General features: G+C 57.0%; 24 protein-coding genes. 10 read left to right on the plus strand and 14 right to left on the minus strand.

Annotated elements, in window-relative coordinates; translation table 11 throughout:
- Positions 1-9 precede the first annotated feature (9 nt).
- Together EKH79_RS03895 and EKH79_RS03900 are read right to left on the minus strand one after the other, a co-directional pair.
- The gene (locus tag EKH79_RS03895) at positions 10-1260 is read right to left on the minus strand and encodes an RNA polymerase sigma factor (protein ID WP_126672490.1); all 1251 of its coding nucleotides are present in this window, start codon (positions 1258-1260) and stop codon (positions 10-12) included.
- Entirely contained in the window at positions 1242-1622 is a 381-nt protein-coding gene (locus EKH79_RS03900; protein WP_126672491.1) for a YciI family protein, read from the minus strand. The genes EKH79_RS03895 and EKH79_RS03900 overlap by 19 nt, the downstream gene beginning before the upstream one ends.
- Positions 1623-1854: 232 nt before the next feature.
- Here EKH79_RS03900 and EKH79_RS03905 point away from each other — a divergent pair, with 232 nt between their 5' ends.
- Complete coding sequence (locus EKH79_RS03905; protein WP_126672492.1) at positions 1855-2451, plus strand: redoxin domain-containing protein; 597 nt, start codon at positions 1855-1857, stop codon at positions 2449-2451.
- On the opposite strand, the gene tkt is transcribed toward EKH79_RS03905, so the two are convergent.
- Entirely contained in the window at positions 2452-4500 is a 2049-nt protein-coding gene (tkt, locus tag EKH79_RS03910; protein ID WP_126672493.1) for a transketolase, read from the minus strand.
- 317 nt (positions 4501-4817) lie between these two features.
- Positions 4818-5363 carry a 4-hydroxylaminobenzoate lyase gene (locus EKH79_RS03915; RefSeq protein ID WP_126672494.1) on the minus strand — a complete coding sequence of 182 codons (546 nt, stop codon included), beginning with the start codon at positions 5361-5363 and terminating at the stop codon, positions 4818-4820.
- Positions 5364-5821: 458 nt separating this feature from the next.
- Between EKH79_RS03915 and EKH79_RS03920 the strand changes: the two genes are divergently transcribed.
- On the plus strand, positions 5822-6418 hold the full coding sequence (locus EKH79_RS03920) for a TetR/AcrR family transcriptional regulator (protein WP_233590172.1): 597 nt from the start codon (positions 5822-5824) through the stop codon (positions 6416-6418).
- 62 nt (positions 6419-6480) lie between these two features.
- Here EKH79_RS03920 and EKH79_RS03925 read toward each other — a convergent pair whose 3' ends face one another.
- Complete coding sequence (locus EKH79_RS03925; RefSeq protein WP_126672495.1) at positions 6481-7053, minus strand: 2'-5' RNA ligase family protein; 573 nt, start codon at positions 7051-7053, stop codon at positions 6481-6483.
- Positions 7054-7416: 363 nt separating this feature from the next.
- Here EKH79_RS03925 and EKH79_RS03930 point away from each other — a divergent pair, with 363 nt between their 5' ends.
- Positions 7417-7935: a cytochrome P460 family protein gene (locus EKH79_RS03930; RefSeq protein ID WP_126672496.1), complete on the plus strand. Its 519-nt coding sequence runs from the start codon at positions 7417-7419 to the stop codon at positions 7933-7935.
- Positions 7936-7999: 64 nt separating this feature from the next.
- On the opposite strand, the gene EKH79_RS03935 is transcribed toward EKH79_RS03930, so the two are convergent.
- Entirely contained in the window at positions 8000-8245 is a 246-nt protein-coding gene (locus tag EKH79_RS03935) for a hypothetical protein (RefSeq protein WP_126672497.1), read from the minus strand.
- Positions 8246-8419: 174 nt separating this feature from the next.
- The gene (locus EKH79_RS03940; RefSeq protein ID WP_126672498.1) at positions 8420-8689 is read right to left on the minus strand and encodes an XAC0095 family protein; all 270 of its coding nucleotides are present in this window, start codon (positions 8687-8689) and stop codon (positions 8420-8422) included.
- Positions 8690-9594: 905 nt separating this feature from the next.
- Here EKH79_RS03940 and EKH79_RS03945 point away from each other — a divergent pair.
- Positions 9595-10140, plus strand: a complete 546-nt coding sequence (locus EKH79_RS03945) for a Dps family protein (protein ID WP_126672499.1) — start codon at positions 9595-9597, stop codon at positions 10138-10140.
- Between the two features lie 192 nt (positions 10141-10332).
- A complete protein-coding gene (locus EKH79_RS03950; RefSeq protein WP_199754130.1) occupies positions 10333-11169 on the plus strand; it encodes an enoyl-CoA hydratase/isomerase family protein in 837 nt (278 codons plus the stop codon).
- Between the two features lie 13 nt (positions 11170-11182).
- Here the strand turns inward: EKH79_RS03950 and EKH79_RS03955 are convergent, their stop codons facing one another.
- Positions 11183-11491: a UBP-type zinc finger domain-containing protein gene (locus tag EKH79_RS03955; protein WP_126672501.1), complete on the minus strand. Its 309-nt coding sequence runs from the start codon at positions 11489-11491 to the stop codon at positions 11183-11185.
- A 33-nt stretch (positions 11492-11524) separates the two neighbouring features.
- Positions 11525-11998, minus strand: coding sequence for a cupin domain-containing protein (locus EKH79_RS03960; RefSeq protein WP_126672502.1), 474 nt, complete (start codon positions 11996-11998; stop codon positions 11525-11527).
- Positions 11999-12253: 255 nt separating this feature from the next.
- Here EKH79_RS03960 and EKH79_RS03965 point away from each other — a divergent pair, with 255 nt between their 5' ends.
- The 4 genes from EKH79_RS03965 (at position 12254) to EKH79_RS03980 (ending at position 14999) form a co-directional block, all read left to right on the plus strand.
- Entirely contained in the window at positions 12254-12508 is a 255-nt protein-coding gene (locus tag EKH79_RS03965) for a hypothetical protein (protein ID WP_126672503.1), read from the plus strand.
- 461 nt (positions 12509-12969) lie between these two features.
- The gene (locus tag EKH79_RS03970; RefSeq protein ID WP_126672504.1) at positions 12970-13719 is read left to right on the plus strand and encodes a response regulator transcription factor; all 750 of its coding nucleotides are present in this window, start codon (positions 12970-12972) and stop codon (positions 13717-13719) included.
- Positions 13720-13788: 69 nt separating this feature from the next.
- Positions 13789-14538, plus strand: coding sequence for an SDR family oxidoreductase (locus EKH79_RS03975; protein WP_126672505.1), 750 nt, complete (start codon positions 13789-13791; stop codon positions 14536-14538).
- A 35-nt stretch (positions 14539-14573) separates the two neighbouring features.
- Positions 14574-14999, plus strand: a complete 426-nt coding sequence (locus EKH79_RS03980; RefSeq protein WP_126672506.1) for an OsmC family protein — start codon at positions 14574-14576, stop codon at positions 14997-14999.
- Here the strand turns inward: EKH79_RS03980 and EKH79_RS03985 are convergent.
- Entirely contained in the window at positions 14996-16588 is a 1593-nt protein-coding gene (locus tag EKH79_RS03985; protein ID WP_126672507.1) for an MFS transporter, read from the minus strand. The genes EKH79_RS03980 and EKH79_RS03985 overlap by 4 nt on opposite strands.
- A gap of 247 nt (positions 16589-16835) precedes the next feature.
- On the opposite strand from EKH79_RS03985, the gene EKH79_RS03990 reads away from it, so the two are divergent.
- Entirely contained in the window at positions 16836-19160 is a 2325-nt protein-coding gene (locus EKH79_RS03990) for an FdhF/YdeP family oxidoreductase (RefSeq protein ID WP_126672508.1), read from the plus strand.
- Between the two features lie 166 nt (positions 19161-19326).
- Here EKH79_RS03990 and EKH79_RS03995 read toward each other — a convergent pair whose 3' ends face one another.
- The 4 genes from EKH79_RS03995 to EKH79_RS04010 form a co-directional block, all read right to left on the minus strand.
- The gene (locus EKH79_RS03995) at positions 19327-20001 is read right to left on the minus strand and encodes a hypothetical protein (protein ID WP_126672509.1); all 675 of its coding nucleotides are present in this window, start codon (positions 19999-20001) and stop codon (positions 19327-19329) included.
- An 86-nt stretch (positions 20002-20087) separates the two neighbouring features.
- Positions 20088-23015 (minus strand): TonB-dependent receptor plug domain-containing protein, encoded by a 2928-nt coding sequence (locus EKH79_RS04000; protein ID WP_126672510.1) that lies wholly within the window; start codon positions 23013-23015, stop codon positions 20088-20090.
- A 363-nt stretch (positions 23016-23378) separates the two neighbouring features.
- Positions 23379-24698 (minus strand): glycoside hydrolase, encoded by a 1320-nt coding sequence (locus tag EKH79_RS04005; protein WP_126672511.1) that lies wholly within the window; start codon positions 24696-24698, stop codon positions 23379-23381.
- Between the two features lie 108 nt (positions 24699-24806).
- Positions 24807-26501, minus strand: coding sequence for an esterase/lipase family protein (locus EKH79_RS04010; protein ID WP_126672512.1), 1695 nt, complete (start codon positions 26499-26501; stop codon positions 24807-24809).
- Positions 26502-26521 lie beyond the last annotated feature (20 nt).

Raw genomic sequence — 26521 nt, forward strand, 5'->3', positions numbered from 1 at the left:
TATCGGTCACTAAATTAATCGGTCTACGACAACAGCCTGCTTCCCTTGCAAAAAGCGGCGGACGTCAGGATCGCGCTCAAGACCAATCGCGACGTCGTAAGCATCGCGGGCGTCTCTATAAGCATGAGTTCGAGCTAGCAGCGCTGCGCGGGCGGCCCAATAAGGTTGGTATTGGGCGAGCCGGCCATCGGCGGCGAGTGCGTTTACTATCTCCAGTGCGGCAGCGGGCCCTTTCCACTCTGCAATCGCGACTGCACGGTTGAGTGCCACGACGGGCGAGCCGGAGAGCGCAAGCAACGCATCGTAGAGTTGCACTTCCACGGTCCAGTCCGTGCGTCCGGTGCGGCGGCGTTCGACGTGCGCGGATTGCAACGCCGCTTCGAGTTGATAGCGGCCTATGCGGCCAAGGGTGCTTGCATAGCGCAACAAGGCTTCAGCTTCCTCAATCATCGCTACGTTCCAGAGCAACACATCCTGCTCGGCCAGCGGCACATAGTCGCCGCTGGCACTACGCCGCGCACGGCGCCGCGCATCCGCGTGCAGCATCAGGGCTAACATGCCCAGTGCTTCCGGTTCCTGCGGCAGCAATGCAACCAGCAACCTTGCAAGAAACAACGCTTCATCGGTGAGGTCGCGCCGGGCCACATCGGTGCCACCGGGATCGCTCCACCCTTCCGCGAAGGCGGCGTAGATGGCATCCAACACGCCATCCAGCCGGTCCGCCAATTCATCGCGCGCGGGAATGGCGAAAGGAATGCCTGCTGCACGAATTTTTTGTTTGGCGCGGCCCAGACGTTTTCCCATCGCTTCGGGCGATGTGAGAAATGCCGACGCAATTGTCTTCGCGTCCAGTCCGAGCACGGCCTGCAACATCAACGGTGCGCGAATACCGGCATCGATGGCCGGATGTGCGCAGGCGAACAACAACGCAAGGCGTTTGTCGGGAATCTCTGCGTCGTGAATGGCTTCGGCCGATTCGGAGGTTTGATTCTCCACCAACATCTGCAATTGCGTGGTCACTGCCTCACCGCTGCGTCGATGGCGCATACCGTCGATGCTCTTTCGGCGCGCGACGGTCATCAACCATGCTTCCGGATTTGCCGGACATCCATGTACCGGCCAGTGTGCCAGCGCGGCAGCGAATGCTTCGGACACCGCGTCTTCGGCCGCCGCCACATCACGCGTGTCAGCGGCCAGGAAGGCGACGAGCTTACCGTAACTGCGACGCGCGACGGCGTCGACTACTTCGTGCGGTCGCATACCGGTTCATACTCGGTCATATCCCAAACGGGACGCACTTCAATCGTGCCATGACCAGCGCCAGGGCAACGTGCGGCCCAAGCCAGGGCCTCATCCAAACCAGGCGCTTCGATAAGGTAATAACCGCCCAACTGCTCCCGGGTTTCCACGTAGGGACCGTCGAGTACTTGCGACTTGCCATCGACCACGCGCACGGTGGTCGCGGTACCGACATCCTGCAACCGGTTGGAACCCACCCACGCACCCGCCGTCTTCAACGCCTGCGTATACGCCACATAGGCTGCGACGCCCTGCTCCTGTTCGGCCTTCGTCATGCTGGACCAGCCGCTCTCGTCCGCATAAAGCATCAGTAGATATTGCATTGGGATTCTCCGTTAGAGACGGGCACCATGCGCCGCCACTCTTATGACGCGCGAAGCCCCACGACTTGGACAACCCATCTTATCGAGAATCGACTTCCCGATAGCCGCCGGTATGGGATGGTTTGGCATCACCCCCATAAACGCGCCATTTCCGCTTATTTCATTCCCGCTTATTAAGCCATCTTCTATGGTTGCCCGTTCCGGCCAATAAACCATCGAACAGGAGCCTTCCATGCGACCCGACGTGATGGCAGGGGCGACCTTCCCCGACTACGAGCTGCCCGACCATACCGGCAAGCACCGCAAGCTCTCGGAGCTGCAGGCGCAGCAGCCGATGATTCTGGTCCTGAGCCGCGGAAGTTTCTGCCCCAAGGACCGCCGTCAGTCCGAAGGGCTGGTTCAATTGCATCGCGAGCTTGAGGTCGGGTATTGCCGGCTGGTGACGATCAGCACCGACAACATTGCGGAGACCAATGAAAACCGTAGCGGCGTCGGCGCGCATTGGCCCTTTCTGTCGGACCCGCGGCGCACTGTGCAGAAAGATCTCGATATCGCCGAATACACCGACACCGTCCACAATCCGATGATCCCGCACACGATCGTTCTCGAGCCCGGTCTGATCATCTACAAGATCTACAACGGCTACTGGTTCTTCGGCCGCCCGACCACGGAAGAACTGCGCCAGGACATGCGCGCTGTGTCGAAGAAGTGCCGGCCGGACTGGGATATTACAAATCCCGAACTCAAGGCCGCATGGCAGCAAGGTAAAAAGGAACGCTTCTACCCGTACGGAAAGACGTACGCACAGACCCTCAGCGAACAGGATTAGTCACGCCGCCAATAATGCTTTGGCGCGCGCGCAAACGTTGTCGACGGTAAACCCGTATTCGCGTATGACGATCTCGCCGGGCGCCGATGCACCGTAACGCTCCACGCCGAGCATGTCGCCGTGCGGTCCGATATAACGATCCCAGCCTTGCGACACACCCAGTTCCACCGCAAGCCGCGCGGTGACCGACGGCGGCAACACCGCATCGCGTTCGGCTTTTGGCAGTGCCTCGAATAATTCCCAGCTTGGCATTGAGACACAACGCACGGCGATGCCCTGCTCTTGCAAAACATCCGCCGCGGCGACAATAAGGCCGACTTCGGAACCACTGGCGATCAGAATAAGTTGCGGCTTTCCGTTCGGCGCATCGCTCAAGACATACGCGCCACGACGCAAGCCATTCGCAGCGGCATAACGATTGCGGTCAAGCGTAGGCACCGCCTGGCGAGTCAGCACCAAGGCCACCGGACGATCCCGCGTTTCCACCGCAACACGCCACGCCTCTGCGGTTTCATTTGCATCGGCGGGACGAATGACAGTGAAGTTTGGAATGGCACGCAGATTCGCCAACTGCTCCACCGGTTGATGCGTCGGGCCGTCCTGACCCAAGCCGATGCTGTCGTGCGTAAACACATGGATGACATGCAAGTGCGACAACGCTGCGAGCCGCATCGGCGGACGCATGTAATCGGAGAAGATGAAGAAGGTCGCACCGTAGGCAATGACGCCGCCGTGCGCCGCCAATCCATTGACGATAGCGCCCATCGCATGTTCGCGGATGCCGTAGTGGATATTGCGCCCTTCGTAACTCCAACCGCCCTTATCCGAACCCTGCAAATCCTCGCCTTTCACGGCGGGCGGATTGAAATCGCCGAAGCCTTTCAACACCGTCTTTGTCGAAGGATCGAGATCGGCCGAACCACCGGTCAGTGAGGGAAGTCTGGCCGCGATGGCGTTCATCACGTCGCGCGAAGCATCGCGCGTGGCGACGCCCTTGGCGCTCGCCGGAAATATCGGTATCGATTCATCCCAGTGTGCGGGCAATTCACCGCGCAGGCTGCCTTGCAGTTCGGCAGAGAGCTCCGGAAATGCTTTCGCATAAGCATTCATATGCTCATTCCAAGCTGCTTCATCACGCGCGCCGCGATCGATCGCTTCGCGGAAATGCGTCAGTGCTTGATCCGGTATCAGGAACTGAGGTTCTTCGGGCCAGCCCAGCTTCTGCTTCGTCTTTAGTACGTTCGGCTCGCCCAGTGGCGAACCATGCGATTCAAAACTGTCCTGCTCCGGCGAGCCATAACCGATATGCGTACGCACCACGATAAACGTCGGCCGCTCGGTTTCATCTTTCGCTGCCTGCAAAGCCGCCTGAATCGCAGCCAGATCATTACCGTCCGCCACATTCACGATATGCCAGCCATAGGCCGCGTAGCGCGCAGCACGATCCTCGGAGAAGGTAATGTCCGTGCCCGCCGACAACGTCACGCGGTTGTCGTCATAGATGAAAGTGAGCTTGCCGAGCTTGAGATGACCCGCAAGCGAAGACGCTTCCGCCACGACACCTTCCATCATGTCGCCATCGCTGACCATCGCATACGTTCGATGATCGATGACCATATGTCCCGGACGGTTGTAGCGCGCCGCTAGCTGCGCTTCGGCCATCGCCATGCCAACCGCGTTCGCCGCTCCCTGCCCTAGTGGACCTGTGGTGATTTCCACGCCCGGTGTATGCCCGAGTTCGGGATGTCCCGGCGTCATGCTGCCCCATTCGCGAAATTGCTTGATCTGGTCCAGCGGCAAGTCGTAACCCGTTAGATGAAGCAGGCTGTACAGCATCGCCGATGCATGCCCCGGCGAAAGCACGAAGCGATCGCGGTTCGCCCATTTAGGATTGCGAGGGTGGTGGTGCAGCCAGCGCGTCCACAACACGTAAGCCGTCGGCGAGGCACCCAGCGGCATGCCGGGGTGGCCGCTATCAGCCTTCTGCACCATATCGACGGATAGAAAGCGGATGGTATTGATGCACTGCTGGTCGAGTTCTGCGGTCATGGGAATAACCTGCTGATGCACAAGATGGTGCGCGCGTTGATGCGCATGTTCCATGCGTGCCGACCAAAAGAACCTCGGCACATGACCGAGTCACGTACCGATGTGCATGGGCAACGCCCATCATGCACACAGTGCGCGTGATAGAAGTAGAAAAAAAAAAGAAATTAGAGCGAAGCTGCGATCATCCGTGTCTGTTGTCGCAGCTGCTTCTTCGGGAGTTACTGGCCACGCCACCACCCGTCCATATCGCGTAGATAGCGGAACCTGGCCACAGGATGGACGCCGGCATCATCAGTACATCGGCTTTCCAACCTGTGTTACGACGGTTTGACGTCAAACGCAATCCGCCCAGCCGGCAGGAAAGTAATCGAGACAACCGCGCCACCCTTCGCTTCCGGAAAGTGATGGCTTCCCGGCGCCGGCGTTGTCCAGCCGCCATGACACCAGCCATTCGGACCGGCAAGCGCAGCGCCTTCATTCAGCGGCACCACCAGATTGATCTCGCCATATGGGTGCGAGTGATAGCCGCCGCGGAAACTGTCTTCGGGATTGTTCTGGGTGTTGTCGGTGCTGTCCATCAGCACGCCCGTCATGCTGAAGAAAAACGTCTCCGCACTCGGCGCAACAAGCTGTGCGCGACGGTAACGTGAGCCACCGATTTCAACGTCAGCCACCCAGCCCTCTTTCACGCCGAGGGTAATCAGTCGCGACAGATCTTTGTACAACTCGCTTTCAACACCGTATGTCGAATTCAACCATTGCTCGACCTCGGCGCTCGTGGTCTTGTCCTTGATCTCTTGCAGCAGAGGAATGCAGCGAGCGATGAATTCGTCTTTGGTACTGGTCAACGTGGTCTGAGACATTTCTGTGAATCCTTCGATCAAGCGCCATGCACACGCGCACGATCGATCAGCGGGAAACCGCCAAGCGGTCCCTTGGGTTTCTTTGCAAACCGGATCAAAGCTGTCGATCCAGGCATCGACAAGGTTGCAAGCGCATAGAGATGATTCGTCGCAAACACGACGGACTGCTCGTCGATCAGTATGGCTAAGGCATCTGCTTTGATCGGCGCAGATACATACTAAACCGAGCGGTTCGGTATGTCAATGCCGCGTCAATCATAGTCGCAATAAATACCTCTAAAACCCCGTTAAACTTTATAAACCGAACGGTTCGGTTCGGGTCTTCTGCTACGCTGACGGCGATCCCTGTGCCGGAACCCTCCATGCCCCGCTCCCCGCGCCGCCAATCCCCTGACGCCACCAGGGAATCGAACCCTGCGACACATACGGTCTCACAAGCGCCCGACAAGGCAGCAGCCGTGCTCGCGGGCGCCCGCGAAATCTTTCTGGCACTCGGCTTCAGCGCAGCCACCACTGACATGATTCAGCAGGCCGCTGGCGTATCCAAATCGACGGTCTACTCGCACTATCCAAATAAAGAAGCGTTGTTTACAGCGATGGTCGAAGCCGAGTGCGAATACGCCCTCCAGACCGTACGTAACCTGAAGTTCTCCGACAAAGACCTGGAATCGATTCTGGAAGAATCCGCACGCGCATATCTGGACATCGTGCTATCACCCGAATCCCTGGCGCTATATCGCGTCGTTGTAGCAGAAGCCCCGCGATTCCCCGAACTCGCCAGGCGCTTTTACGTTGCTGGGCCTGGAGCCATGAACGGCATGGTGGCGGAGTTACTCGATCGTGCCACGTCAAAAGAGGAACTCGACTTCAGCAGCGTCGGGCGTGATGCGGCAGCTGCACTATTTGTAAATATGGTTCGAGGCGAAGCGCAGATGCAATCGCTGACGCATCCGAACTCACGGCCATCCGCTGCACAGCGCGACCGCTGGGTACGTGAGGCAGTTGCGAGCTTCCTGCTTGCATTTAGAAAATTCAAAACGCGGGTGCGGCGGTAACAGTCGCAATGACAGTAGCCAATGTTATTTTAAAAAGGGCTCTGCCCCTTTTTTGTTGGAGGTCACGGTTGTGTTTTGTCGTGCGCCAAGAGTTCGCGTTGGTAGTACGCACCAAATGGATAGTCGCGTTGTCGAACCCACTTGCCATTACGGGACATGAGCAACGTTAGCTCGTTGCATGACGTGGTGACGTTTCCTTGCTGCACGAGACGTGTCGATGCCAGGTTGCGGATACGCTTCACGTCTTCGGCTGGTAGCTTCCGGCCAACGGTGACGTGCGGCTTAAAGGGATGATCGTCTGCCCTGGCGGGGTAGCGTTCCGCGATCCGCTTGGCTAACGCTTCGATGGGAGCAGCCGGTTCGGGCTCCAGGTAAACGACACGCGGAAACTCGGCGACGCGCGCAAGTGTGACAACAATAGTCGGCGTCGATGCACAGATGGAGGCGATGTAGTCGTGATCCGTTGCGGTGATGCGGTTGGCGGATAGCCAGTCGAAACGAATGGTTATATGAGCACCTAGTTCGCGCTTTGCCGATGGGTCGTATTGATCGCGCAAGTCCCCGATCACATGGTCGGCGTCCGGCAGCATAAGCGCCAATAGCGTCAGCGATTGGGCCAGGATTGGGCTACTCATCGGCGAAGCATGCCATATGGCGCGTTTCCGTAAAATAACGGCGCCAGGTACCGCTATCTTGCTACCTTTTCGTCAATCAAAGAGCACGTCGTGCGCAAGAATTGCTCTGAGTTCGGGGTACCAGAAGCGGTGCCAGGTTGGGCTTTCCGAGTTGTAAATATCGATGCCAGACCCTTAAGTCAATCGCCTGCCGTTTTGGCGGAGTTTGCGCGTATGACCAAGACGGTTCGACGATACCTTTGTCCAATTGTTCGCCATGACCCCGTTTAGCCTAATACCATCAGTGGCAAGTGCATCTTGCGCTTCCAAAGTGAATTGCTGGTGGCAGACCGGACGATTACGGCGTTTACGGAAGGAGGTTCCATGAAAAAGATGTCCATCCTCATGGTTGTTGCCGTCGCGGCGGTAGGTATTGGCAGCGTCGTGACCTTTGCGGAAGCAGGCAATGATTACGAAAGCGACCAGATCTTCGCGGGTCAGCTCCCGGCCGGATACCGCGACTGGAAGCTGGTCTCTGTGGCGCATGAGGAAGGCAAGCTCAACGATATTCGCGCCATTCTCGGCAACGATGTCGCGATAAAAGCCTATCGGGATGGGAAGCTTCCATTTCCGGACGGTTCGATCATTGCGCGGATTGCCTGGACTTATGTCCCCTCCGAAGCGAACGACAAAGCCTTTGGTCAGCAGCAATCCTTCGTTGCGGGCGCGCCGACCAACGTGCAGTTTATGGTGAAGGATTCAAAGAAATATGTGTCGACCGGTGGCTGGGGATACACGCAATTCGACGATGGCAAACCCGCTCACGTGGTGGTGCAAAACTGCTTTTCTTGCCATGTTCCGGCCAAGGCCAACGACTATCTCTTCACTCATTATTCGCCCTGAAGTCGGCGACATAATGTCCAGAAATAATGACGGTATCAGGTGCCGTTATCGCCCGGCTTTTTCGTCAATCAAAGAACACGTCGTGCTCAAGAATGATCCAAAGTTCGGCGGGACATAACAGCCGGTCTTTCCTTAGACGATATTCCACGGCCGCGGCCACCGCCTGGCAATTCTTTGGCGTCACTTCGCATAGATGCGAACGCAGGAAATCGATGACAAAACGCTGGAGCTGCCACGGAAGGCGATCGAATGGCGTATCGCCTTTTCGTAGCTGTGTTTGCCTGAGCAGCTTTCTTGCGGCAGTTTCCATGCCCTACCCCTTAGCTCGTGGCTAAAAGGCTGCATAAAATGTTCCACCTATTAGTTTCAATTGGTTGGAATCACGCTAACGTGTCCGCGGACATTTTGGCGGACAGTACGGACAACGGGCACGGATATTGAAGGGGTTTTCGTCGGCCGTCTTCGCCTACCCTTTTGTCGCCAATCAATGCGCCTGTACGTGATCCACGCACGTTATAGCCTTGGCGACATCCTCCAATACATCATCGATCTGAAAACTTAAATCGCCGAAAAGTTGGCCGATCAGGCTGCGGCGGATAAAAAGAATGGTGTCGTGATCGCCATTGGATGTGGCGGTGCCGGCGAGTTGTGCCATCAGCAGTAGCCTGTCGCGAATCGTGCACAGTTCGTCGTAGTGATCGCGCGACAGCACGAAGCTTGCCGGGTGGAACAGCTCGTGGGGTTTCTGATTCATGGACGTTTTCCATCACGTTAGGTCGCGCCACGTATTGCGCGTGGCGCGAAGGGCTTGCAGGAAAAACCCTGCACGTAGAAATGGGACTTTCTGATTTCGTTTTCTACGTTTGCCCACTGTTGCTCGACGCCGCGCAGTGTGGGCGGCGGTGAAGCAGGACAAATATCGGCTTGGTGGGAGCACCCGTGAGCGTGCGTGCCGTATGATCGAGCATAACCATGGTCAACTCTCTAGTTAGTTGGTTGTGGCCAGCGGATCGTTTGGGTTGCCGCCCAGGCGATCCGCGCTACTTCACTCATGTCGGGCGTGTCGTACTCATCAAGGTCGGATGGGCACGCCCGACGAAAGCACCTTCGCATAAGTGCGGCGTTGGCATCTGTCAGGGGATGCGGATTGGTGTTGACGGGAATGTTGATTGGTTTTGTTTTGGTTTTTTTTGTCCGCCCCCCGGGACTTCGCACTATTGAAATACAACGACACTGGATTCCCGCCTTCGCGGGAATGACGGTGAGGTAGTGGCCGAGGAGACGGCGGTGTGTATGTGTGCGGTGGGGGCATCTGAGCGGAGAAGGATGCAATCATGCATACCACACCTCGCCGTCATTCCCGCGAAGGCGGGAATCCAGTGTCGTTGCACATCAAAAGCGCAAAACCCCCTCCGCACTTGAAATGATGCTGTTGTCGACGAGACGAAGGTATGAGCCTTCTTGGCTTGTGATGTTTCGGGCGTGGATAGTTAAAAAGGGGTAGGAATGGATTTTCTTTATGGAAAAGCGCTCTAACCCCTTTTCTATTGCCGGCCATGGCGCCTATCCTTTGAGTTCGCACCTCCACGGCCGTCATGTGCTGACGTTACGCTCCAGGCATTTGAAGGCCACTCCCCCCAATTTCCCGAGGAGCTGATCATGGCAAGCAAGAGCAAGAGCAAACCCAAGGCCGACCTGACCAAGGCGAAGGAGATTCGCAAGGCGCCGTTGACCACGCCGACTGCGTTAGGTGCCGATGCGCGGCGCGACATTACGGCGGAACTCAATACGCTGCTCGCCGATTTTTTCGCGCTATATGTCAAGACGAAGAACTTTCATTGGCATATGTCGGGGCCGTATTTTCGCGATTATCACCTGTTGCTCGATGAGCAATCGGATGAGATTTACGCCACGCTCGATCCCATTGCCGAGCGCGTTCGCAAGGTCGGCGGCACTACGCTGCGCTCTGCGGGCCACATCACTCGCCTGCAACGCCTGAGCGACAACGATGCGGATTTTGTGACACCCGCGGACATGCTCGCCGAGCTGAAGGACGACAACACTCGCATGGCCGCTTTCATGCGCGAGACGCATGAGTTGTGCGATCAGTATGGCGACGTTGCCACGGCAAGCTTGTTGGAAAACTGGATCGACGAGGCTGAACGACGCGTATGGTTCCTGTTTGAATCGGGTCGCACGAATTAAGCTACGAGTTGAAGCGCAAAGTAAATGAGCTTGCCGCTAATGCGGCAGGCCCATTTGAAGTTGTGCTTTACGCACGTGTTTGCGTGACGTGCTTTATGGCGCCACTGACACCATCGTCTACTGGCGCGCTTCGCATACCGTCTGTATACCAAGGTCTTTGAATCACCGTACGTTTCGGTGATGGGAGGCCCTATGGCTGCGACAACGAACGATGTTCAGATCCGCGTGACTCGGCGTTCGCCCGCCTATTGGCGCGTCACCATCGATAATCCGCCACTCAATATTATGGGCCCGGTGATGGTCCGTCAGTTTCATCAAGTCATCAACGATCTTGAAGCCGACGATCACGTGAAGGTGGTGGTCTTCGACAGTGCGGTGGACGGTTACTTTCTTAATCACTCCGATTTTCAAGCGAAGCTCGAGGATCTGACGTCGCTACCCGCTGGCCGCACAGGATTGCCGCAGTGGCCAGACTTTCTGGTGCGATTGACTCGTGCACCCTTCGTCTCTATCGCGCTCATTCGCGGCCGTGCCACGGGTAACGGCAGCGAGATCACGCTGTCGTGCGATATGAGTTTCGCGAGTGAGGAAAAAGCGATCATCTCGCAATGGGAAGTGGGTGTGGGCATGGTGGCCGGCGGCGGCCCCATGGCGCGTTTGCCTGGGCTTATCGGCCGGAATCGTGCGCTTGAAGTGCTTTTGAGCTCCGACGACATCAGCGCTTATCAGGCTGAAATCTACGGTTACGTAAACCGCGCCCTGCCCGATTCTGAAATCGAAACTTTTGTGGATGCGCTGGCGATGCGAATCGCCTCGTTCGATAAGTGGGCGATCGCCAACACCAAGCGCCTGGTCAACACCAGCCTTCCCCCGGACGTGGAGATCGGTGCTGGCTGGGATGCGTGCATCGAATCGCTCGGTCGGCCTGCCGCACAAGCGGGCATCAAGGCATTGTTGGAGCGTGGGTTTCATCAACCCGGCGATGTCGAAAATCGGCTCGGCTATTACCTTGGCAAGATCCCGCACTAGATCGCTCTACACGTCAGTAATAGCGCGGAATGGGACCCACTTGCGGCGTAGCGCGATCGCTTAGATCGAACATCACTTCATCAACATAACACCAGCCCCACGCTTCCGGCGGATCGTAGCCTTCGATGATGGGGTGTTTGGTGTGATGGAAGTGCGCGGTGGCATGCCGGTTCGGTGACTCATCACAACAACCCACGTGCCCGCACGTGCGACATAGACGCAAGTGCAGCCAGGTGTCGCCCATCTTCAAACATTCCTCGCAGCCGCGCGTACGCGGCGTGACAACCTGGATAGACGCAAAGTGGGGACAATGGGTGGCCATCCGAGCACTCCTTGGACTACGAATGAACCGCGACTAATGACGTTTCGTGTTGCGTGGATCGTTGTGGGGATCGACGTAATCCATGCCCAACGGACCTATCGCCGTGACCTGCGAGATGTATTCGCCAGACTTTGCCCAATGGAAGTGCGACTGATTGCCCGGCAGTATCACGACGCTTCCTGGCGCGTATGCGACCAGTTTGCTTTCGTCGAACGCTTCGCCGAGGCCAATATAGAACACGCCGGATATCACCGTGTAGATGCGGTCTTCCGGATGTTTGTGCGGCATCATTTTCACATCGCCCGGCACCTTCACGCGGATCGTATAAGGGCCCGGTTTGGACGGATCACCGACCAGGATCGCGAGGCGAACGCCCGGCGGGTATGCCTCGAATGTCGTCCATTTGATGTCGTCGGCCCGGATCGCGTGAAATTGGTCCTGATCGGGCTGATGGATGCGCGTGGGCGGCGCCACGCCCGTCTTTTTGGTTTCTGTTGCTCGAACCATGACGGTTTTCCTTCGAGGCCAACGATAACGCCACCGGATCTTTGTGGATCCGGCATACGACAGCCAATCAAAACAGAAGCACGATCATGTGGCTATCGGACGATGGTATCGATGATAACGATAAATCCATGTGAGCCTTGGCAGTGGGTGACATGGAAAACAGCGACACCTTTGTCCAATAGCTTTGTCCGTCAGGATGATCTGTCATCGCGACGCGAACCTCGCAGTAGGTTGCCACTAACCAGGACTTCGAACATGCCCATCGTCACGATTCAGGTCACCCGTGAAGAATCAGACGCGGGTCGCGATGCAGCCACCGCAGAAGAGGAAGAGGCGCTGATCAAGGAGGTCAGCGAGTTGCTTCAAATTGCCCTAAATCAGCCAAGATACTCGAGCTTTGTCGTTGTCAAAGAGATTATCTGGACAAGTGGCGATGGGCGAACCGCCAGTTACAAGACGTTGTCGGAAACGTCGGGCGGAATCACAGGCAAGTCTTCCAGACTGCACTGACATTCATGCGTGTATTTGCTCGTCACACGGCTTTGGTGAGGCCGTATCTCGACTCACCGATGTGACGATACCGCCGTGGCAGCAGTGCGTGATCGTGCTGCGGCATTCGTTGTCAATCTATTCAACGCCGTCGCCCTTTACATCCGCTTTGTCGCGTGGGTGTTAAAAGCATGACACAGGTTTACACATGTTATTTCGTTGCTAAGTTTCGCCGTTATGTTGTAACTCGATAGCGGCGACACACATATCGAATGCCATCGCCCTCATATGCGGTCATCGGCGTATGATTGATCGGTCGCCGAAGGTAGCGATTAAATTACTTCGAATTTAGCCTTAGAACACACGCTGTTTCGGATCGTTGATGTGCACATCGATTCACTAACCGCGCACTCTCTTTCGTCGTTCAACGACGATGACGACTCCTCCAGCGTTTAGACGTGTTCTTAAATCCGGAGACGAATATGAATTCTGTAAACGTATCCGACCGCGAATCGGAATCGTTTTCTCTTTCGAACCATTCGCCCGTCGTCTTTGTCGTTGATCAAGACCGCTCGGTTCGCGAATCGCTCGAAGCACTCATCGAATTCCAAGGTTGGCATGCGGAGACATTTTCATCCGCGCACGATTTCCTTGCCCGACCCAGAGACCTTGTTCCCAGCTGCCTCGTACTCGACCTGTCTCTGCCGGACGTCAGCGGTTTGGATGTGCAGAAACGTGTGGCTGCAGACAGGGTCGACATGCCGGTCATTTTTATCACCGGCTGCGGCGACGTCGCCATGACAGTGCAGGCTATGAAAGCCGGTGCTACCGAGTTCCTGACCAAACCGTTCGATTCGCGTGTGTTATTGGAAGCCATCAAACAGGCGATCGATCAAAGTCGCGCTGCGTTGGAGCACGAAGCGGCCTTGCAAGAACTATTCACTCGCTATGAATTGCTAAGCACGCGCGAGCGGGAAGTCATGGCACTGGTCGTCACTGGCCTGTTGAACAAACAGATCGGCAGTGAGCTTGGTATCAGCGAAATTACCGTCAAGGCACACCGAGGCCGCGTGATGCGCAAGATGAGAGCTAGCTCATTACCCGACTTGGTGAACCTCGTGACCCGGCTTCACCATGATCCTTCAAACAGCAATCTTGTTTCGCCACGCGTTGAGCCGGTATCACACGTCCCCATCGCTACGACACCAAAGCACAATTGCGCCTCCCTATGAAGTAATGCATGGTCCAATGACAGTCTTTTGTCTTGGTCCAAGCTCGCGTTGCTTCCATGAGGAAACACCATGCGCAAAAACATCGAAGGGAAAGTCGTTGTCATTACGGGCGCAAGCAGCGGCATGGGCGAAGCGACCGCGCATCATCTTTCGACATTGGGTGCAGCAGTGGTTCTCGGCGCCAGGCGGATGGACCGTCTGAACCTGATTGCCAAGGACATCCGTTCGCAGTCCGGAAATGCGCTTGCGGTACAAGTCGATGTGACAAAACGGCCTGAGGTTGACACCCTTGCGAAGGCGGCAGTCGATGCCTACGGCAAAATCGACGTGTGGATCAATAATGCTGGCATTATGCCGATCGCGCCCTTGTCGTTGCTTAAAGTCGACGAATGGGATCGCATGATCGATCTCAACATCAAGGGCGTGCTGTACGGTATTGCCGCGGCATTGCCGTATATGCAAAAGGCAAACAGCGGTCACTTCATCAATATCGCTTCGGTTTTCGGCATCAAGATGTTTGCACCGGGCGGCACCGTCTATTGCGCCACCAAGGCTGCCGTCCGCTCGCTGACCGAGGGTCTGCGCATAGAGGTGCATGGCAACAAGATTCGGACGACGATCATTTCACCCGGTGCCGTCGAGTCTGAATTGAAGGAAGGCACTTCCGATGAAGCGTCTTCAAAGCTTGTGCATCAGCTCTATGAATCTTTCTCGATGCCCGCGGACACCGTCGCTCGCGCTATCGCTTATGCCATCGAACAACCGGCGGATATCGATATCAACGAAATAGTGGTGCGCCCGCTGGCGCAGGACTTCTGACATTCAGTGATTGCCAGATTTGATGGAGTGTACAGATGAATCGATACGGCACGGCGGCATGGTTGGGGAGCTTCAAAACAGGCAGCGGTATTATCTCGACTGAGAGTGGCGCACTCAAAAACGCGCCCTACAGCGTTAGCAGCCGCTTCGATGGACTCCCGGGCACGAACCCGGAGGAGTTGCTCGGCGCGGCACATGCGGGTTGTTTTACGATGGCCTTCGCGCTAATCATGGGCGAGGCCAAGTTCACTGCCGACCGCATGGACACGCAGGCGCTTGTGACGCTCGACAAGGTACCCGATGGGTACGCCATCACGGCCGTTCACCTCACGATCAAGGCAAAAATCCCCGATATCGATCAAGCGAAGTTCGATGAATTGGTCAACCTGGCGAAAAACGGTTGCCCCGTTTCCAAGGTTCTCAACGCGAAGATCAGTTTGACCGCGACGTTGGTGAACTAACGCTGTTTCGTAATAGCCGCTGCGCCTTTTCCGTCGATGAAAAAGCATGCGCTGATCGCGGCCAAAAGCGCACATGCGGATGAAATGGCCATTACCCAGCGAAATCCGGAGACAAATGACATGCCGATGGCGTGTCTGAGCGCGAGAGCATCCGCATGCGGCACATCGACCGGCACGACGATGCCCGCCAATTTCTGCCGCTGCGCAAGGATCGACGATAGGGTCGCGGGGCTCACTTGCAGGCGTACCAGCTCGCTATGAAGTGCGCTGTCGAATTGGCGTGTCAACACGATGCCAAACACCGCGATAGCGAGTAACCCGGCCACACGCGAGACGGCGTTGTTGACGCCGGACGCGGTACCTGCCCTATCGGTGTCCACGGCATTCATCACGGTGGTTGTCAGCGGCGCAACCGTGACACTCATACCCAGACCCATGACGCAAATAGCAGGGAAGAACGTACTCCAGTAATCAGAGTTGATGGACGGCCATGCGAACATGCCGAAACCGACCGACGCCACCAATGGCCCTACGATCAGCGGCAGCTTGGAACCGAACAGATCCACCAGCCGTCCGGCCCAGCGCGACAGCGCAAACATAATTACGACGAGCGGCATAAAGGCCGCGCCCGCGGCGGTGGCACCGTACCCCTGCACTTGAATCAAATTGAGCGGGAGGAAAAAGAGGCTTCCGCCCATGGCGGCGTATAGCAAGAACGTAAGAAGGTTCGCGCCGGCGAAGTTGCGCTCACGGAACAAACCCAATGGAAGCATGGGATTTTTCTTATGCATCTCCATCCAGAAGAACAAGATGAATGCGATGACCCCGCCTACGCCGGCAATCAGCACCACCGTGCTGACTCCTTCGTTTTGTGAATCAATGAGTGAGAAGACGATGCCCGCCAGTGCGAGGGTGACCAGCAAGGCTCCTAATAGATCAACCGAATCGCGATCCTTTTTATCGAAGCTCTCCGGGACCTTCGTTAGGCAAATGAGCAGCAACAAAATGCTGATCGGAAGATTCAAAAGAAACGCCCATTTCCACGAATAGTGTTCGACCAGGAATCCTCCCGCCACGGGACCGACCGCAGTGGTAATGCCGCTGAATGCAGACCAGGTGCCTATCGCCGCACCGCGCTCGGCCAAGGGATAGGCCGAACTCACGAGTGCCAGGCTGCCAGGAATAAGCATCGCGGCGCCTATGCCTTGAATGGCGCGAGTGGCAATCAGTTGTAGTGCGCTGCTCGACATCGCGCATCCAATCGACGCTGTGGCGAACAACGCAATGCCGATCACGAACAGGCGACGTCTTCCGTAATGATCGCCAAGCGCACCGCCGACGAGAAGCAACGCTGCCAAAACGAGCGTGTAAGCCTCCATGATCCATTGGACGTCGGAGACGCTCGCGTTGAATTGATGTTGTATGGCAGGAAGCGTTACGTTGACGACGGTGCCATCCATAAACGCCAAACTCGATCCGAGCACGGCAGCCAGTAATGTCCACCGGCGTGACGCGGCAGCACACGGCTTGGCCAAGGCGTCGGACAGGACAACACCTTTATCGCATGGCGGCGTTCCGATGTGGCTCATGCTTCAGATGTCCGTTAGCAACCCTGACTGACTTGCATGATTTCGGCCTGTGCTTCGAGCACCGCACAGGCTCGGCATAGTCTCGTTCCGACTTTACACCTATCCGGCGTCGGCATTCTTGCCCCTTCTCCGCGATAGCACAGGCTGCCACACACATCGCGTCAACGCATTTTCAGCCTTGTCTGAACAATCTGCGCACTCTGCCTTGACGTAGAATGGCGCTCCCTCTCCGCTCGAGTAATTTTTTATGGCCGACGAGAAGAAGGTACCTGGCGTTGGGACCTACGACGGTCCCGCCGGTGGATGGGGCGCGCTGCGCGCAGTCGCGGAGGCGTTAAAGGGCCAGCTTGCCGTCGGGCGGGAAACGTCCGCGCTCCGGCGCGTCAATCAGCCGACGGGTTTCGATTGCCCGGGATGCGCATGGCCCGATCCGAAGCATACGAGCTCGTTCGAGTTTTGCGAGAACGGCGCGAAAGCCGTTTCGTGGGAGGCGACGGCAAAGCGGGTCAAGCCCGAGTTCTTCGCCACCAATACGGTGTCGTCACTTTGGAATTTGACGGACTACGCACTGGAGAGCCTCGGCCGCATTACGCATCCGATGGCGTATAACGCCGAAAGCGATACGTATGTCCCCATCGAGTGGGAAGACGCCGCATGGCGTATTGCGCAGGCGCTCAATGCGCTGCCGGACCCCAACATGGCCGAGTTTTACACCTCCGGCCGCGCGTCGAATGAGGCAGCGTTTCTCTATCAGATTTTCGTTCGAGAGTTCGGCTCCAACAATTTTCCCGATTGCTCGAATATGTGCCATGAGGCGACGAGCGTCGGTCTGCCGCAATCGATCGGTGTTGGTAAAGGCACGGTTTCGCTGGAAGATTTCGATCACTGCGATGCCCTCTTCTGCATTGGCCACAATCCGGGAACCAATCACCCGCGCATGCTCAGCACGCTTCGCGAAGTCGCCAAGCGCGGCGTGCCGATTGTCGCTATCAATCCACTTCCGGAACGCGGGCTTGAGCGATTCACCGCTCCGCAGGATCCGCTTGAAATGGTGGCCGGTCTTTCCACGCCGCTTGCTTCCACGTTCTATCAAATCAAATGCGGCGGCGATCTTGGCTTCCTTAAAGGCATGATGAAGTGGTTGTTCGACGAGGATGCACGCGATCTTGAGGGCGGCGGTACCGGCTTGATCGATTGGGAGTTCATCAAAGAGCACACGGTCGGCGTCGATGCACTTCGCGCCGATATCGACAGCACCCGCTGGGAAGACATCGAAGCCAAATCGGGATTGACGCGCGCCCAGGTCGAAGACGTCGCGCGCATCTATGGGCAAGCCAAGCGCGTGATCGTGTGTTACGGCATGGGTATCACGCAGCACGCGCATGGCACGGAAAACGTGCAGCAAATAGCGAATCTATTGATGCTGCGCGGAAACATCGGGCGTGAAGGTGCCGGCATTTGCCCATTGCGCGGCCACTCCAACGTGCAAGGCAATCGCACGGTCGGTATTACCGAAAAACCGGATGATGCGCTTGTTGCCGGTATCGAGCGCGCGTTTGGATTCAAGCCACCCAAACATCACGGGCATGATGCCGTGCGCGCGATTCAGGCGATCCGCGATGGTCATTCCAAGGTGCTGTTGTGCCTGGGCGGCAATCTTGCGGTAGCCATGCCCGACCCTGATGCCACGTTCGATGCAATGCGAAAGCTCGATATGGTTGTGCATATCGCCACGAAGCTCAACCGGTCTCACCTGATTATCGGCAAGGAAGCGATCCTTCTGCCCTGCCTTGGCCGTACCGAACAGGACATGCAGGGTAACGGGCTTCAATCGATCACCGTGGAAGATTCGATGTCGATGGTGCATGCCTCGGAAGGTGGGCTTGAGCCTGCGTCCGAGCAATTGCGTTCGGAGCCGTGGATCGTTGCGCAGATCGCCAAAGCGACGTTGCCCAATACGCGCGTGGATTGGGATGCGTTAGTCGGCGACTACGACCGCATCCGCGACAAGATCGAGGTGGTCTATCCGGCCTTCAAGGATTACAACGAGCGCATTCGTCATCCGGGCGGCTTTCGTTTGTATATCGCGGCGTGCGAGCGAAAATGGGCCACCTTTGATGGGAAGGCACATTTTCTGATCGCACGCTCCATCGAAGAAGACCCGCAACTTCTCGGTGCATATCTGACGTTGACGACGGTGCGGTCGCACGATCAATACAACACCACGATTTACAGCTTGAATGATCGTTATCGCGGCATTACGGGTCGGCGCGACGTGATATTCATCAATCCCGACGACCTGAAGGCATCGGGTTTATCGCACGGCGAGCGTATCGATGTAGAAGTGATCGGGCCCGATGCGGTGGCGCACGATGGTACGCCTCGCGCAGTGCGCGGATTTATCGCGGTCAGTTATCCCATCGCGCAGGGCACGGTTGCCATGTATTACCCCGAGGGAAACCGTTTGGTCGGTTTGGAGAACTTCGATCAGGAATCGGGAACGCCTTCGTATAAATCGGTGCCTGTTGCGCTGCGTGCATCGAATAAGACTGGTGTGCCGCTCGACGTCTAAATGGGCTTGCCGTAAGCATGGTGGCTTGACCCCACCCCGACCCTCCCCTACTGCACGTAGGGGAGGGAGCAGATGCCGGATCGCTACAACTCAGCGTTCATCGGGAAAGGCGTCGAACTGAATCGAAGGATTTGAACGTGCGAACTCGATACAAAGTTCAGGTGCGTTAGCGGTGATGCTCGTCATCCGCAAATGGGTCGCCATGAGCACCTGCTCCACCGCCCATTCCGCCACCACCCATACCACCTCCACCCATTCCACCCGCGCTGCGTTTTCCTTCTTCCTTCGAACCGCCCTCTCCTTTTCCACGCGATGCGGAAGGACGTAGCGGGCCTTGTCTGGGAATCGATAGGTGTTGCGGCACCGGTTCAAGGTCAAGCACTTCGCGTATAAAGTTGCGCAACGACACGACCAGCTCCGCGGTGTGCACCGGGCGTCCTGCGGTGAGTTCCATCGCGGCATTTGCAGCCAGTGTTACCTGTTCTTCCGTGCCGAGAAGAATGATGTCGGACAAGGCCGCTTCAACCGCATCGCGCATTCGCCTCGAACGATCGGAACTGATGCGTGCCTTCTGACTATCCGCATCTTCTTCACGATGCTGCAGATCGCGCAGATGGGTGGGGTCTACCGCCAGGTTGCCGGTAAAAGATCCGCCCAGCGTTTTATACGCTGCGATAAGCGTGCGCAAACGTTCATTGATCTGACGATTGTCCCGCTCGCGCTTGTGCTGCACCGTCTGCATAAGCAACAGGCGTATCCCCACCATGATCAGCGAGACGACAGCCAGACCTACGAGCGTCGAAAGGAGCGCCTGCCACGAGCTGAAATCGAGGTTTCGCATAGGGGATCTCCCGAAGGATCACCCCTAGTCTACGACAAGGGCCACGCATGGCAGTGTGGCCCTTATTCAGACCGAACTAAAACAACTCAGAATTTCAGCTTTACGCCAACGTTCCAGAAACGGCCCACGATGCCCGCAAAGGCATACGTCGGGTTGTAGTTAATGGCCGCATAGTTGGCGGGGTCGAAAGGAGGCTTGCGATCGAACACATTCATGATCGACGCGGTAACGCTGATGTGCCGGTTGATTTCGTAGCTACCCACAAGATCGAAATCCGTGAACGAACCGGTGCGACAGTTGGACGGGAAGAACTGCCCTTCTGTGTTCAGGGCTTCGCATGAACCCGGGTAGAAACCAAGGTCCTCGCCAATTTCGGACATGCTGCTGGTGTAGTAGAAGGTGCCGGTGACGGTCGCGGGGCCGTATTCGATCGTATTCGACCACGACCCCTTGGTGCGCGGCGTGCCCGCGCCCGATGATAAATTGTACGGACCTTGCGTACCTACATAAGTCTCTTTCTGGCCGTTCGGTTCGACGAGGTACCACTCGAAGATCTGCGTACCTTGCAGTTCGCTGGTGTAGTGGAAACCACCACCGAAGTCGAAGTGCACTTGCAGATCGAGATCGACACCGGTGGTCTTGAGGTAATTGGCGTTGGTGTATTCGCCAATCAACTCGATGGCGCGCGGCAATGCGTTGGGTGCGGCCGGATCGGGAACGTCTTGAACGGCAGTAATGCCCGGAATGCTGATAACACCGTTGTTGGCGTAGTACTGCGCGATCGCGTCGTTGAAGTCCGGCGTGACGATCACGTTACTCTTGACGATGTTGTAGTAATCCAACGATGCGTTCAGCCAGCTCGCCGGTTGAACGACAACGCCAAACGTGAAGTTCCTTGCTTTCTCCGGCTTGATGTTGTGATTCGCCAGGCTGTACTCGGCGAGCGAATACGGCGTGGTGGCATAGGTGCTGTAACCATGCTCGGCCTGATAGTTGAGCGGCGCAACGTATTCGGGGATGAAACCCTCTGCCGAACTCGAACCGTTTTCAGAGAAGCTCGGCGCACGGAAGCCCTTGGAATACGTACCGCGAATGGCGACCCAATCCAGCGGTTTCCATTTGAAGCCAATCTTCGGCGAGAAGTTGTTGCCGAAGTCGGAGTAATGGTCGTAACGGCCTGACGCATCGACTTCCAGCGAATCAAGCAACGGCATGTCGAACTCGGCGTAGAGGCCGGCGACATCACGCGAACCTTTGGTTTGTGCAATGCCTAGTCCTTGATAGACATCGTCCGGGTTGAGTGCAGGATCATTCTGCGCTTCGTGCCGTACTTGTGTGCCGATCGCCAAGCCCATCGGTCCGCCCGGCAAATCCCACAGCTCGCGGTTGCCGGATACATCCAGCACATCCATGTCGGATGTCGACGTCTTGGTGATGGCCGGCGCTAGCGTGTTGAGCGAAGCCGAACTGTTCGCGCCTGGATTGATGAAATTGTAGGAACCACTGGTGATGGCATTCAACAAGGCCGGATAACTGAGAAAACCAAAGTTATCGACGTCCAACCAGACATGGTTCAATGCAACGGATGCGTCGAAGTTCCAATCGCCCGCAGTACCCGACACATCGCCCACAACGCGTAGATTGTGGTTGTCGTAATTGGCCCCGGTACCGCCCAACGGACCAAAAGCGTAATTAAGCAGCGCATATTCGCCGGCCGCTGCATAAGGGTCATTCGGATTCAATTGCCCGGCATTCGGGCCGGTTGTTAGCACGGGGGGAAGCGCAATACCGTTGGTATTGTTCGGAACCAGCGTCTGAATCTGTGCAGGGGGAGCGATGATCGTATAAGTCTTCTGCTCCATGTAACTGGCAGAGAGATAGGCCTTGGTCGTGTCATTGATCTTGACGGTGATACGGCCGTACAAACCGCCGTTCTGTGTCTTGGGCTGAACCTGGTTGTATTGATTGATGAAGTCCTGCTCGCAAAACGAACCGTTTGCGTTGGTCGTATAGAACGAGCCTGCGCCGCACGGGCGCAATGGCGAGTAGAGCGAACCAGGAACCTGCGTTACACCGCCGATGAAACCCTGCGCGGGATTAGTCAGCGTGCCTGGCGCAACCGATCCGTATATGGAACCCGGAAAGTTGCTGGTATTCGTGCCCTGCCCGCCATTGAGGTTAAAACCGCCAAGGGAACTCAGGTTGCCCGTGTTGTATGGAAAGCTGCGCTCTCTGTTGTAGATGACGTTATCGCTTTCATACTGCGCGCTGAAGTAGGCGTTGTAGTGATCCGTATTGAGATCGCCACCACCCGCGAGAAAGGTCGCCTTCTTCGTGAAGCCGCCGCCATGCTGCGAATTGCCGACATCGATGGTGCCTTCAACGCCCTGATAACCGGGCTTCATGATGATGTTCACCACACCCGCGATGGCGTCGGCGCCATAGATGGAAGAAGCGCCGTCCTTCAACACTTCGATGCGCTCTACGGATGCCAGCGGAATCGTGTTCAAATCCACGAACGAACGTTCCCCGTCGTCAGCCAGCGGGTAGCTTGCCAAACGTTTGCCGTCGACAAGGACAAGCGTCGAGTTCACTGTCAAACCGCGCAATGCCACGCCCGACGAACCCGCCGCAAACGCGCCGGTGAAAGACGTCGGCAAGCTACCGCTGTTATCGGCAGAGATGGAACGAACCACATCGGAGACCGTCGTAAAGCCGCTTCGCGCAATCTGCTGGGCGGTAATCACCGTGACCGGCGATGGTGTTTCCGTGTCAACGCGCGGAAGCGCCGAGCCGGTTACAGTGATGGTTTGCAGCTGCTGCGCGTTCTGCGAGGAAGGTGGTGCAGGCGACGGTGCCTGGTTTTGCTGCGCAGTCGCGGGGGTCGTCGTGTCCTGGGCAAACGTCACCATGCTGCTTGCGGCCAATGCCAGGCCGATGAGTGTGGATACCTGTTTGCGTACAAGGTGACGTGTGCAGTCGCGGACGTATCTGCTGTGAATGTGCGATGTCATCGTGGCCGTCCTCTTTTTTGGGGGCAACAACAAGCCGCAACGGTCTGAAAACAGACCGCGTCGTCGTACGCTAGGCGTTCTAGAAAAAGCCCCGCAGGCGACCACATGGGGGAAAGCCAGCCTGCGGGGTGAGGTAGCTGGCCCTGTAAAACTGTCGTGGCGTTAAGGAACGTGACTACTACAACTTTCTCACGCCCCTTTTATGGATGAGGCTAGGCACCTGTTAGTGCAGCATCCATAACCAATTCACCAAAAATTGTTGATGCCAATTTTTAACGAGGTGGAAGCAACCGAGGAGCACGCAACGCGTGTGCATGGCGCTGAAAATGAGTCATGACATGTTTTCCGTGACGGCGGAATGGATCAAAGCACGACCGGCTTGGCATTCGCATCTGCGCATTCGTGTGCGAATCGCCGTAAGCGTTGCGCAAGGAAAATTGCGAAAGCGATATCGAATGCCACGTAGGCATATTGCGTGCGCGACACACCCGTACCGAACGGAAACCAGATGCCGGGAACATGTATCGCCGATAGCTCCTGCGCGAATAAGCCGATGGAAATGAAAACGGCGGCAGCTAAGGCATACCAATCTTTCCTACCTATTTTCCGCACGCCGCAAACGACGATGAAAGTCAGCGCAAGCAGCAGCATCATGCGTACGGCAGTCACCAACCAGCCGACTGATGTCGCTGTCCACGATGGCAATACACCGTAAAACCATGAGCAGCTAAAGAACTGAGCACACATGTAAATCAGGGTCATCATCGGAATGCATTGACTTAGCCACCGGGGCTTGTCTACTTCGAACCATGCGCGCCAGGCCAGCACCCATGCACCAAGACACAACGGCACCAGCATCACGTAACTAACAAATTCGAACGTATGGATGGATTCAAATTGCCACCAGTAGAAAATGGCCTGATTGGCGCGATAAGCCGCGACAAGCAGCAGCGCCAGTGCAAACCAGCGATAGGCGGCATTTGGCCGATCAAAGAGGCGCACGCCGAGGCTCATCAACGCAAGTAGAACAAACAGAAAAGCCTCCACGACTTCAACAATGTAGCCCTTCACCGTCTCCAGCCATTGCAGCCGGTATTGCGCCTCGACGCTGCTCCGTTCTCCAATGGCCGGCGCGATATGGATACCGCCGGCGTCGTCAGCACCGATATCCCATGGTCCCATGAAGACTCTTATGGCGAGCACTACGGGATGCCCACTCGCGACGCTGGCCGGCAAATTAAATACATGTGGCTGGATGCTATAGGCGACGGGTGTGCGACCGGAAAAGTCGCCGATGCCACCCAGCAAATGTCCATCGAGAAACACCTGATACGCGCTATCCACATCAGGTGGCCCGCTCAATGCGAGTTCGGTACCGGCGGGCGCGTTCACCGTCAGCGTCAAACGGTACCAGCCATAACCGATGTAACCGCCATGCCCCCTCGCCTGCCACCCCGCCACGTAACCGGAAAGGCCAACATCGGAATCATGGGCGCCCGGCAAGGGAGTCAGGTCGACTGTTTCCCATGAAGCGTCATCCACATTTGTATTCGCCCAATTCGCATCGTCGCCTGCACGGAATTTCCATGGGCCGTTGAGCGCGGCGACTGAATGGCCAAGCGTGATCGACACCGGCCGCACGGTCGCTGCCATACCCGATTGCCATGACAGCAACATGAGCATCGCAACCATCCATCCAGCCCAAGCGTAACAACGATGCATTGTTCGGCATCCGTGGATCGAGGTGCGTTGCACTCTATCCAATTTGCAACGCCTTAGCGCGTGCCTTGTCTACGGGGTTGTGTCGTGATGGCGAAGAATGTCGAGCACCGCGGCGATGGCTTGCGCGTTATTCGGTACCTGATGATCGGATTGCACGATCAACGTGGATGCAGCGCCGGGAATCAGGGCGCTGCTTAGCGGCACGAATCCATCACCAGGTGGCGTTCGCCCCGGAAGCACACCCGCAATGGTGTGGTAACGCACGCCGGCGACGGGCAGTAGCTGCGCATCCACCTTGGTGACGGGTTCGTCGGGCAAAAGAGACGTCAGGCTGCTTAGGTGACCCAGTTGAAAATCCCGCGCAAGGTCGCCCTGAATGGCATTGGGGTTGTCTTTCGCGATGCGCCTGAGCACTGCAAGTTCGGGTACTTCCTCCCAGGCCAGACTTTGCGCAATGCGCCCGTACCAATAGCCGGCAGCGGGACTCCCGTGCTGAGGCGCCGCCATGAAGATTTCTTCGTCGACACCCGGATAGGGCGCGAACTGAAAAATATCCTTGAGCAGCGCGAGGTCCTTATCGCTGCTATGCAGGCTTTCCATCGGCACAGTAAACGCTGCGGTCCATAGGGCCGGCACGCTTTGCGCGCATAGCAGCCGTGCAATCATGCCGCCCATACTATGGCCGATCAGTACATCGCCTTTTCTCGCTGGAGCAGTGCCAGCAGGATCGATGGTTTTCCAAGTCGTGTCGAGATACATCTGAACGCGATAGCGTTCAATAAGCAACGGTGCGTTGGTCTGATAGACCACGTGCCATATCTGATAGCGCTTGTGCAGTTGCGGATCGCCGATGATGGCGTTGCTTAGCCGCGCCCATATCCGCGGACTGCTGGCGAGCCCATGAATCATGATGATGGGCGTCTTGTTAGGGTCGTAATCGTCGAACAAAAACACACCGGCGCGGTGGCCCACCGCAGTGCCCCCGATAAGGCCCCACCATCCCAGTCGCCGCAAATTGGAGTGGTTGATGAGTTGCGCGTAAGGTGCGGAAAGATCGTCGGCTACGCGATAGAGCTGCGTGCCGACCAGATCATCCTGTTGCGTTACGGGATACTGGAGAACGAATACCGGTTCTTCGCCGGTGTGCGTGCTATCCGGAGCACCCTCCAGCCAGAATGTCGCTGGCCGGAAAATACCTTCCGGTGGATACAGTGCGCAGACCGGCCGATTGGTGCAGGTTGGCGCAAACGCGACGAGCGGAACGCCGAACCCATCGTGGCGACTACGCACACCGCCGAAGATATCCACCGAAACCTGACTGGCAGATTCCAGCCATACGTGGTCGCCAAGGCTTTCGGGCAGCCCGCGAAATTCGACTCGAACGATGCGGTGCCCGAGCAATGTGTGTCCAGCGCGCACATCGATCACATCGCCTTGAGCAAGGGTATCGATGTACCAGCGGCTGCAGCTTGTCGCGAGCGATGCGGCGGCTTCCCGTGTGGAAGCCTGATCGCTGGCCATCGCATCGTGTGCAAGCACTGCGCAGCGCATCCACGCGTTGCTCTGTGCGTCGACATTGTGCAGGGTTGGCGCTTGCGCCGCCCACGTCATGGCAATCTTGAGCGCCTCTTCCGTCGAAACGCCGTGACCCGGGCCCTTCACCGTTGTGGATGGTGTAAGCGTCGTGCAGCCGTGCATGACGACGAGGGCGAACAGGCTCGCCACACAGCGAACAATAAGCCGTACGCCCGAGCGACACGTCATACTGGTAATCCCGTGTGGTT

The sequence above is a fragment of the Dyella dinghuensis genome (assembly GCF_003977615.1).
GTDB classification, from domain to species: domain Bacteria; phylum Pseudomonadota; class Gammaproteobacteria; order Xanthomonadales; family Rhodanobacteraceae; genus Dyella_B; species Dyella_B dinghuensis.

Coding starts and splice junctions, on each gene's coding strand:
- EKH79_RS03895 (WP_126672490.1), bottom strand. CDS start 1,260: ATGCGACCGCACGAAGTAGTCGACGCCGTCGCGCGTCGCAGTTACGGT.
- EKH79_RS03900 (WP_126672491.1), bottom strand. CDS start 1,622: ATGCAATATCTACTGATGCTTTATGCGGACGAGAGCGGCTGGTCCAGC.
- EKH79_RS03905 (WP_126672492.1), top strand. CDS start 1,855: ATGCGACCCGACGTGATGGCAGGGGCGACCTTCCCCGACTACGAGCTG.
- tkt (WP_126672493.1), bottom strand. CDS start 4,500: ATGACCGCAGAACTCGACCAGCAGTGCATCAATACCATCCGCTTTCTA.
- EKH79_RS03915 (WP_126672494.1), bottom strand. CDS start 5,363: ATGTCTCAGACCACGTTGACCAGTACCAAAGACGAATTCATCGCTCGC.
- EKH79_RS03925 (WP_126672495.1), bottom strand. CDS start 7,053: ATGAGTAGCCCAATCCTGGCCCAATCGCTGACGCTATTGGCGCTTATG.
- EKH79_RS03930 (WP_126672496.1), top strand. CDS start 7,417: ATGAAAAAGATGTCCATCCTCATGGTTGTTGCCGTCGCGGCGGTAGGT.
- EKH79_RS03935 (WP_126672497.1), bottom strand. CDS start 8,245: ATGGAAACTGCCGCAAGAAAGCTGCTCAGGCAAACACAGCTACGAAAA.
- EKH79_RS03940 (WP_126672498.1), bottom strand. CDS start 8,689: ATGAATCAGAAACCCCACGAGCTGTTCCACCCGGCAAGCTTCGTGCTG.
- EKH79_RS03945 (WP_126672499.1), top strand. CDS start 9,595: ATGGCAAGCAAGAGCAAGAGCAAACCCAAGGCCGACCTGACCAAGGCG.
- EKH79_RS03950 (WP_199754130.1), top strand. CDS start 10,333: ATGGCTGCGACAACGAACGATGTTCAGATCCGCGTGACTCGGCGTTCG.
- EKH79_RS03955 (WP_126672501.1), bottom strand. CDS start 11,491: ATGGCCACCCATTGTCCCCACTTTGCGTCTATCCAGGTTGTCACGCCG.
- EKH79_RS03960 (WP_126672502.1), bottom strand. CDS start 11,998: ATGGTTCGAGCAACAGAAACCAAAAAGACGGGCGTGGCGCCGCCCACG.
- EKH79_RS03965 (WP_126672503.1), top strand. CDS start 12,254: ATGCCCATCGTCACGATTCAGGTCACCCGTGAAGAATCAGACGCGGGT.
- EKH79_RS03970 (WP_126672504.1), top strand. CDS start 12,970: ATGAATTCTGTAAACGTATCCGACCGCGAATCGGAATCGTTTTCTCTT.
- EKH79_RS03975 (WP_126672505.1), top strand. CDS start 13,789: ATGCGCAAAAACATCGAAGGGAAAGTCGTTGTCATTACGGGCGCAAGC.
- EKH79_RS03980 (WP_126672506.1), top strand. CDS start 14,574: ATGAATCGATACGGCACGGCGGCATGGTTGGGGAGCTTCAAAACAGGC.
- EKH79_RS03985 (WP_126672507.1), bottom strand. CDS start 16,588: ATGAGCCACATCGGAACGCCGCCATGCGATAAAGGTGTTGTCCTGTCC.
- EKH79_RS03990 (WP_126672508.1), top strand. CDS start 16,836: ATGGCCGACGAGAAGAAGGTACCTGGCGTTGGGACCTACGACGGTCCC.
- EKH79_RS03995 (WP_126672509.1), bottom strand. CDS start 20,001: ATGCGAAACCTCGATTTCAGCTCGTGGCAGGCGCTCCTTTCGACGCTC.
- EKH79_RS04000 (WP_126672510.1), bottom strand. CDS start 23,015: ATGACATCGCACATTCACAGCAGATACGTCCGCGACTGCACACGTCAC.
- EKH79_RS04005 (WP_126672511.1), bottom strand. CDS start 24,698: ATGCTCATGTTGCTGTCATGGCAATCGGGTATGGCAGCGACCGTGCGG.
- EKH79_RS04010 (WP_126672512.1), bottom strand. CDS start 26,501: ATGACGTGTCGCTCGGGCGTACGGCTTATTGTTCGCTGTGTGGCGAGC.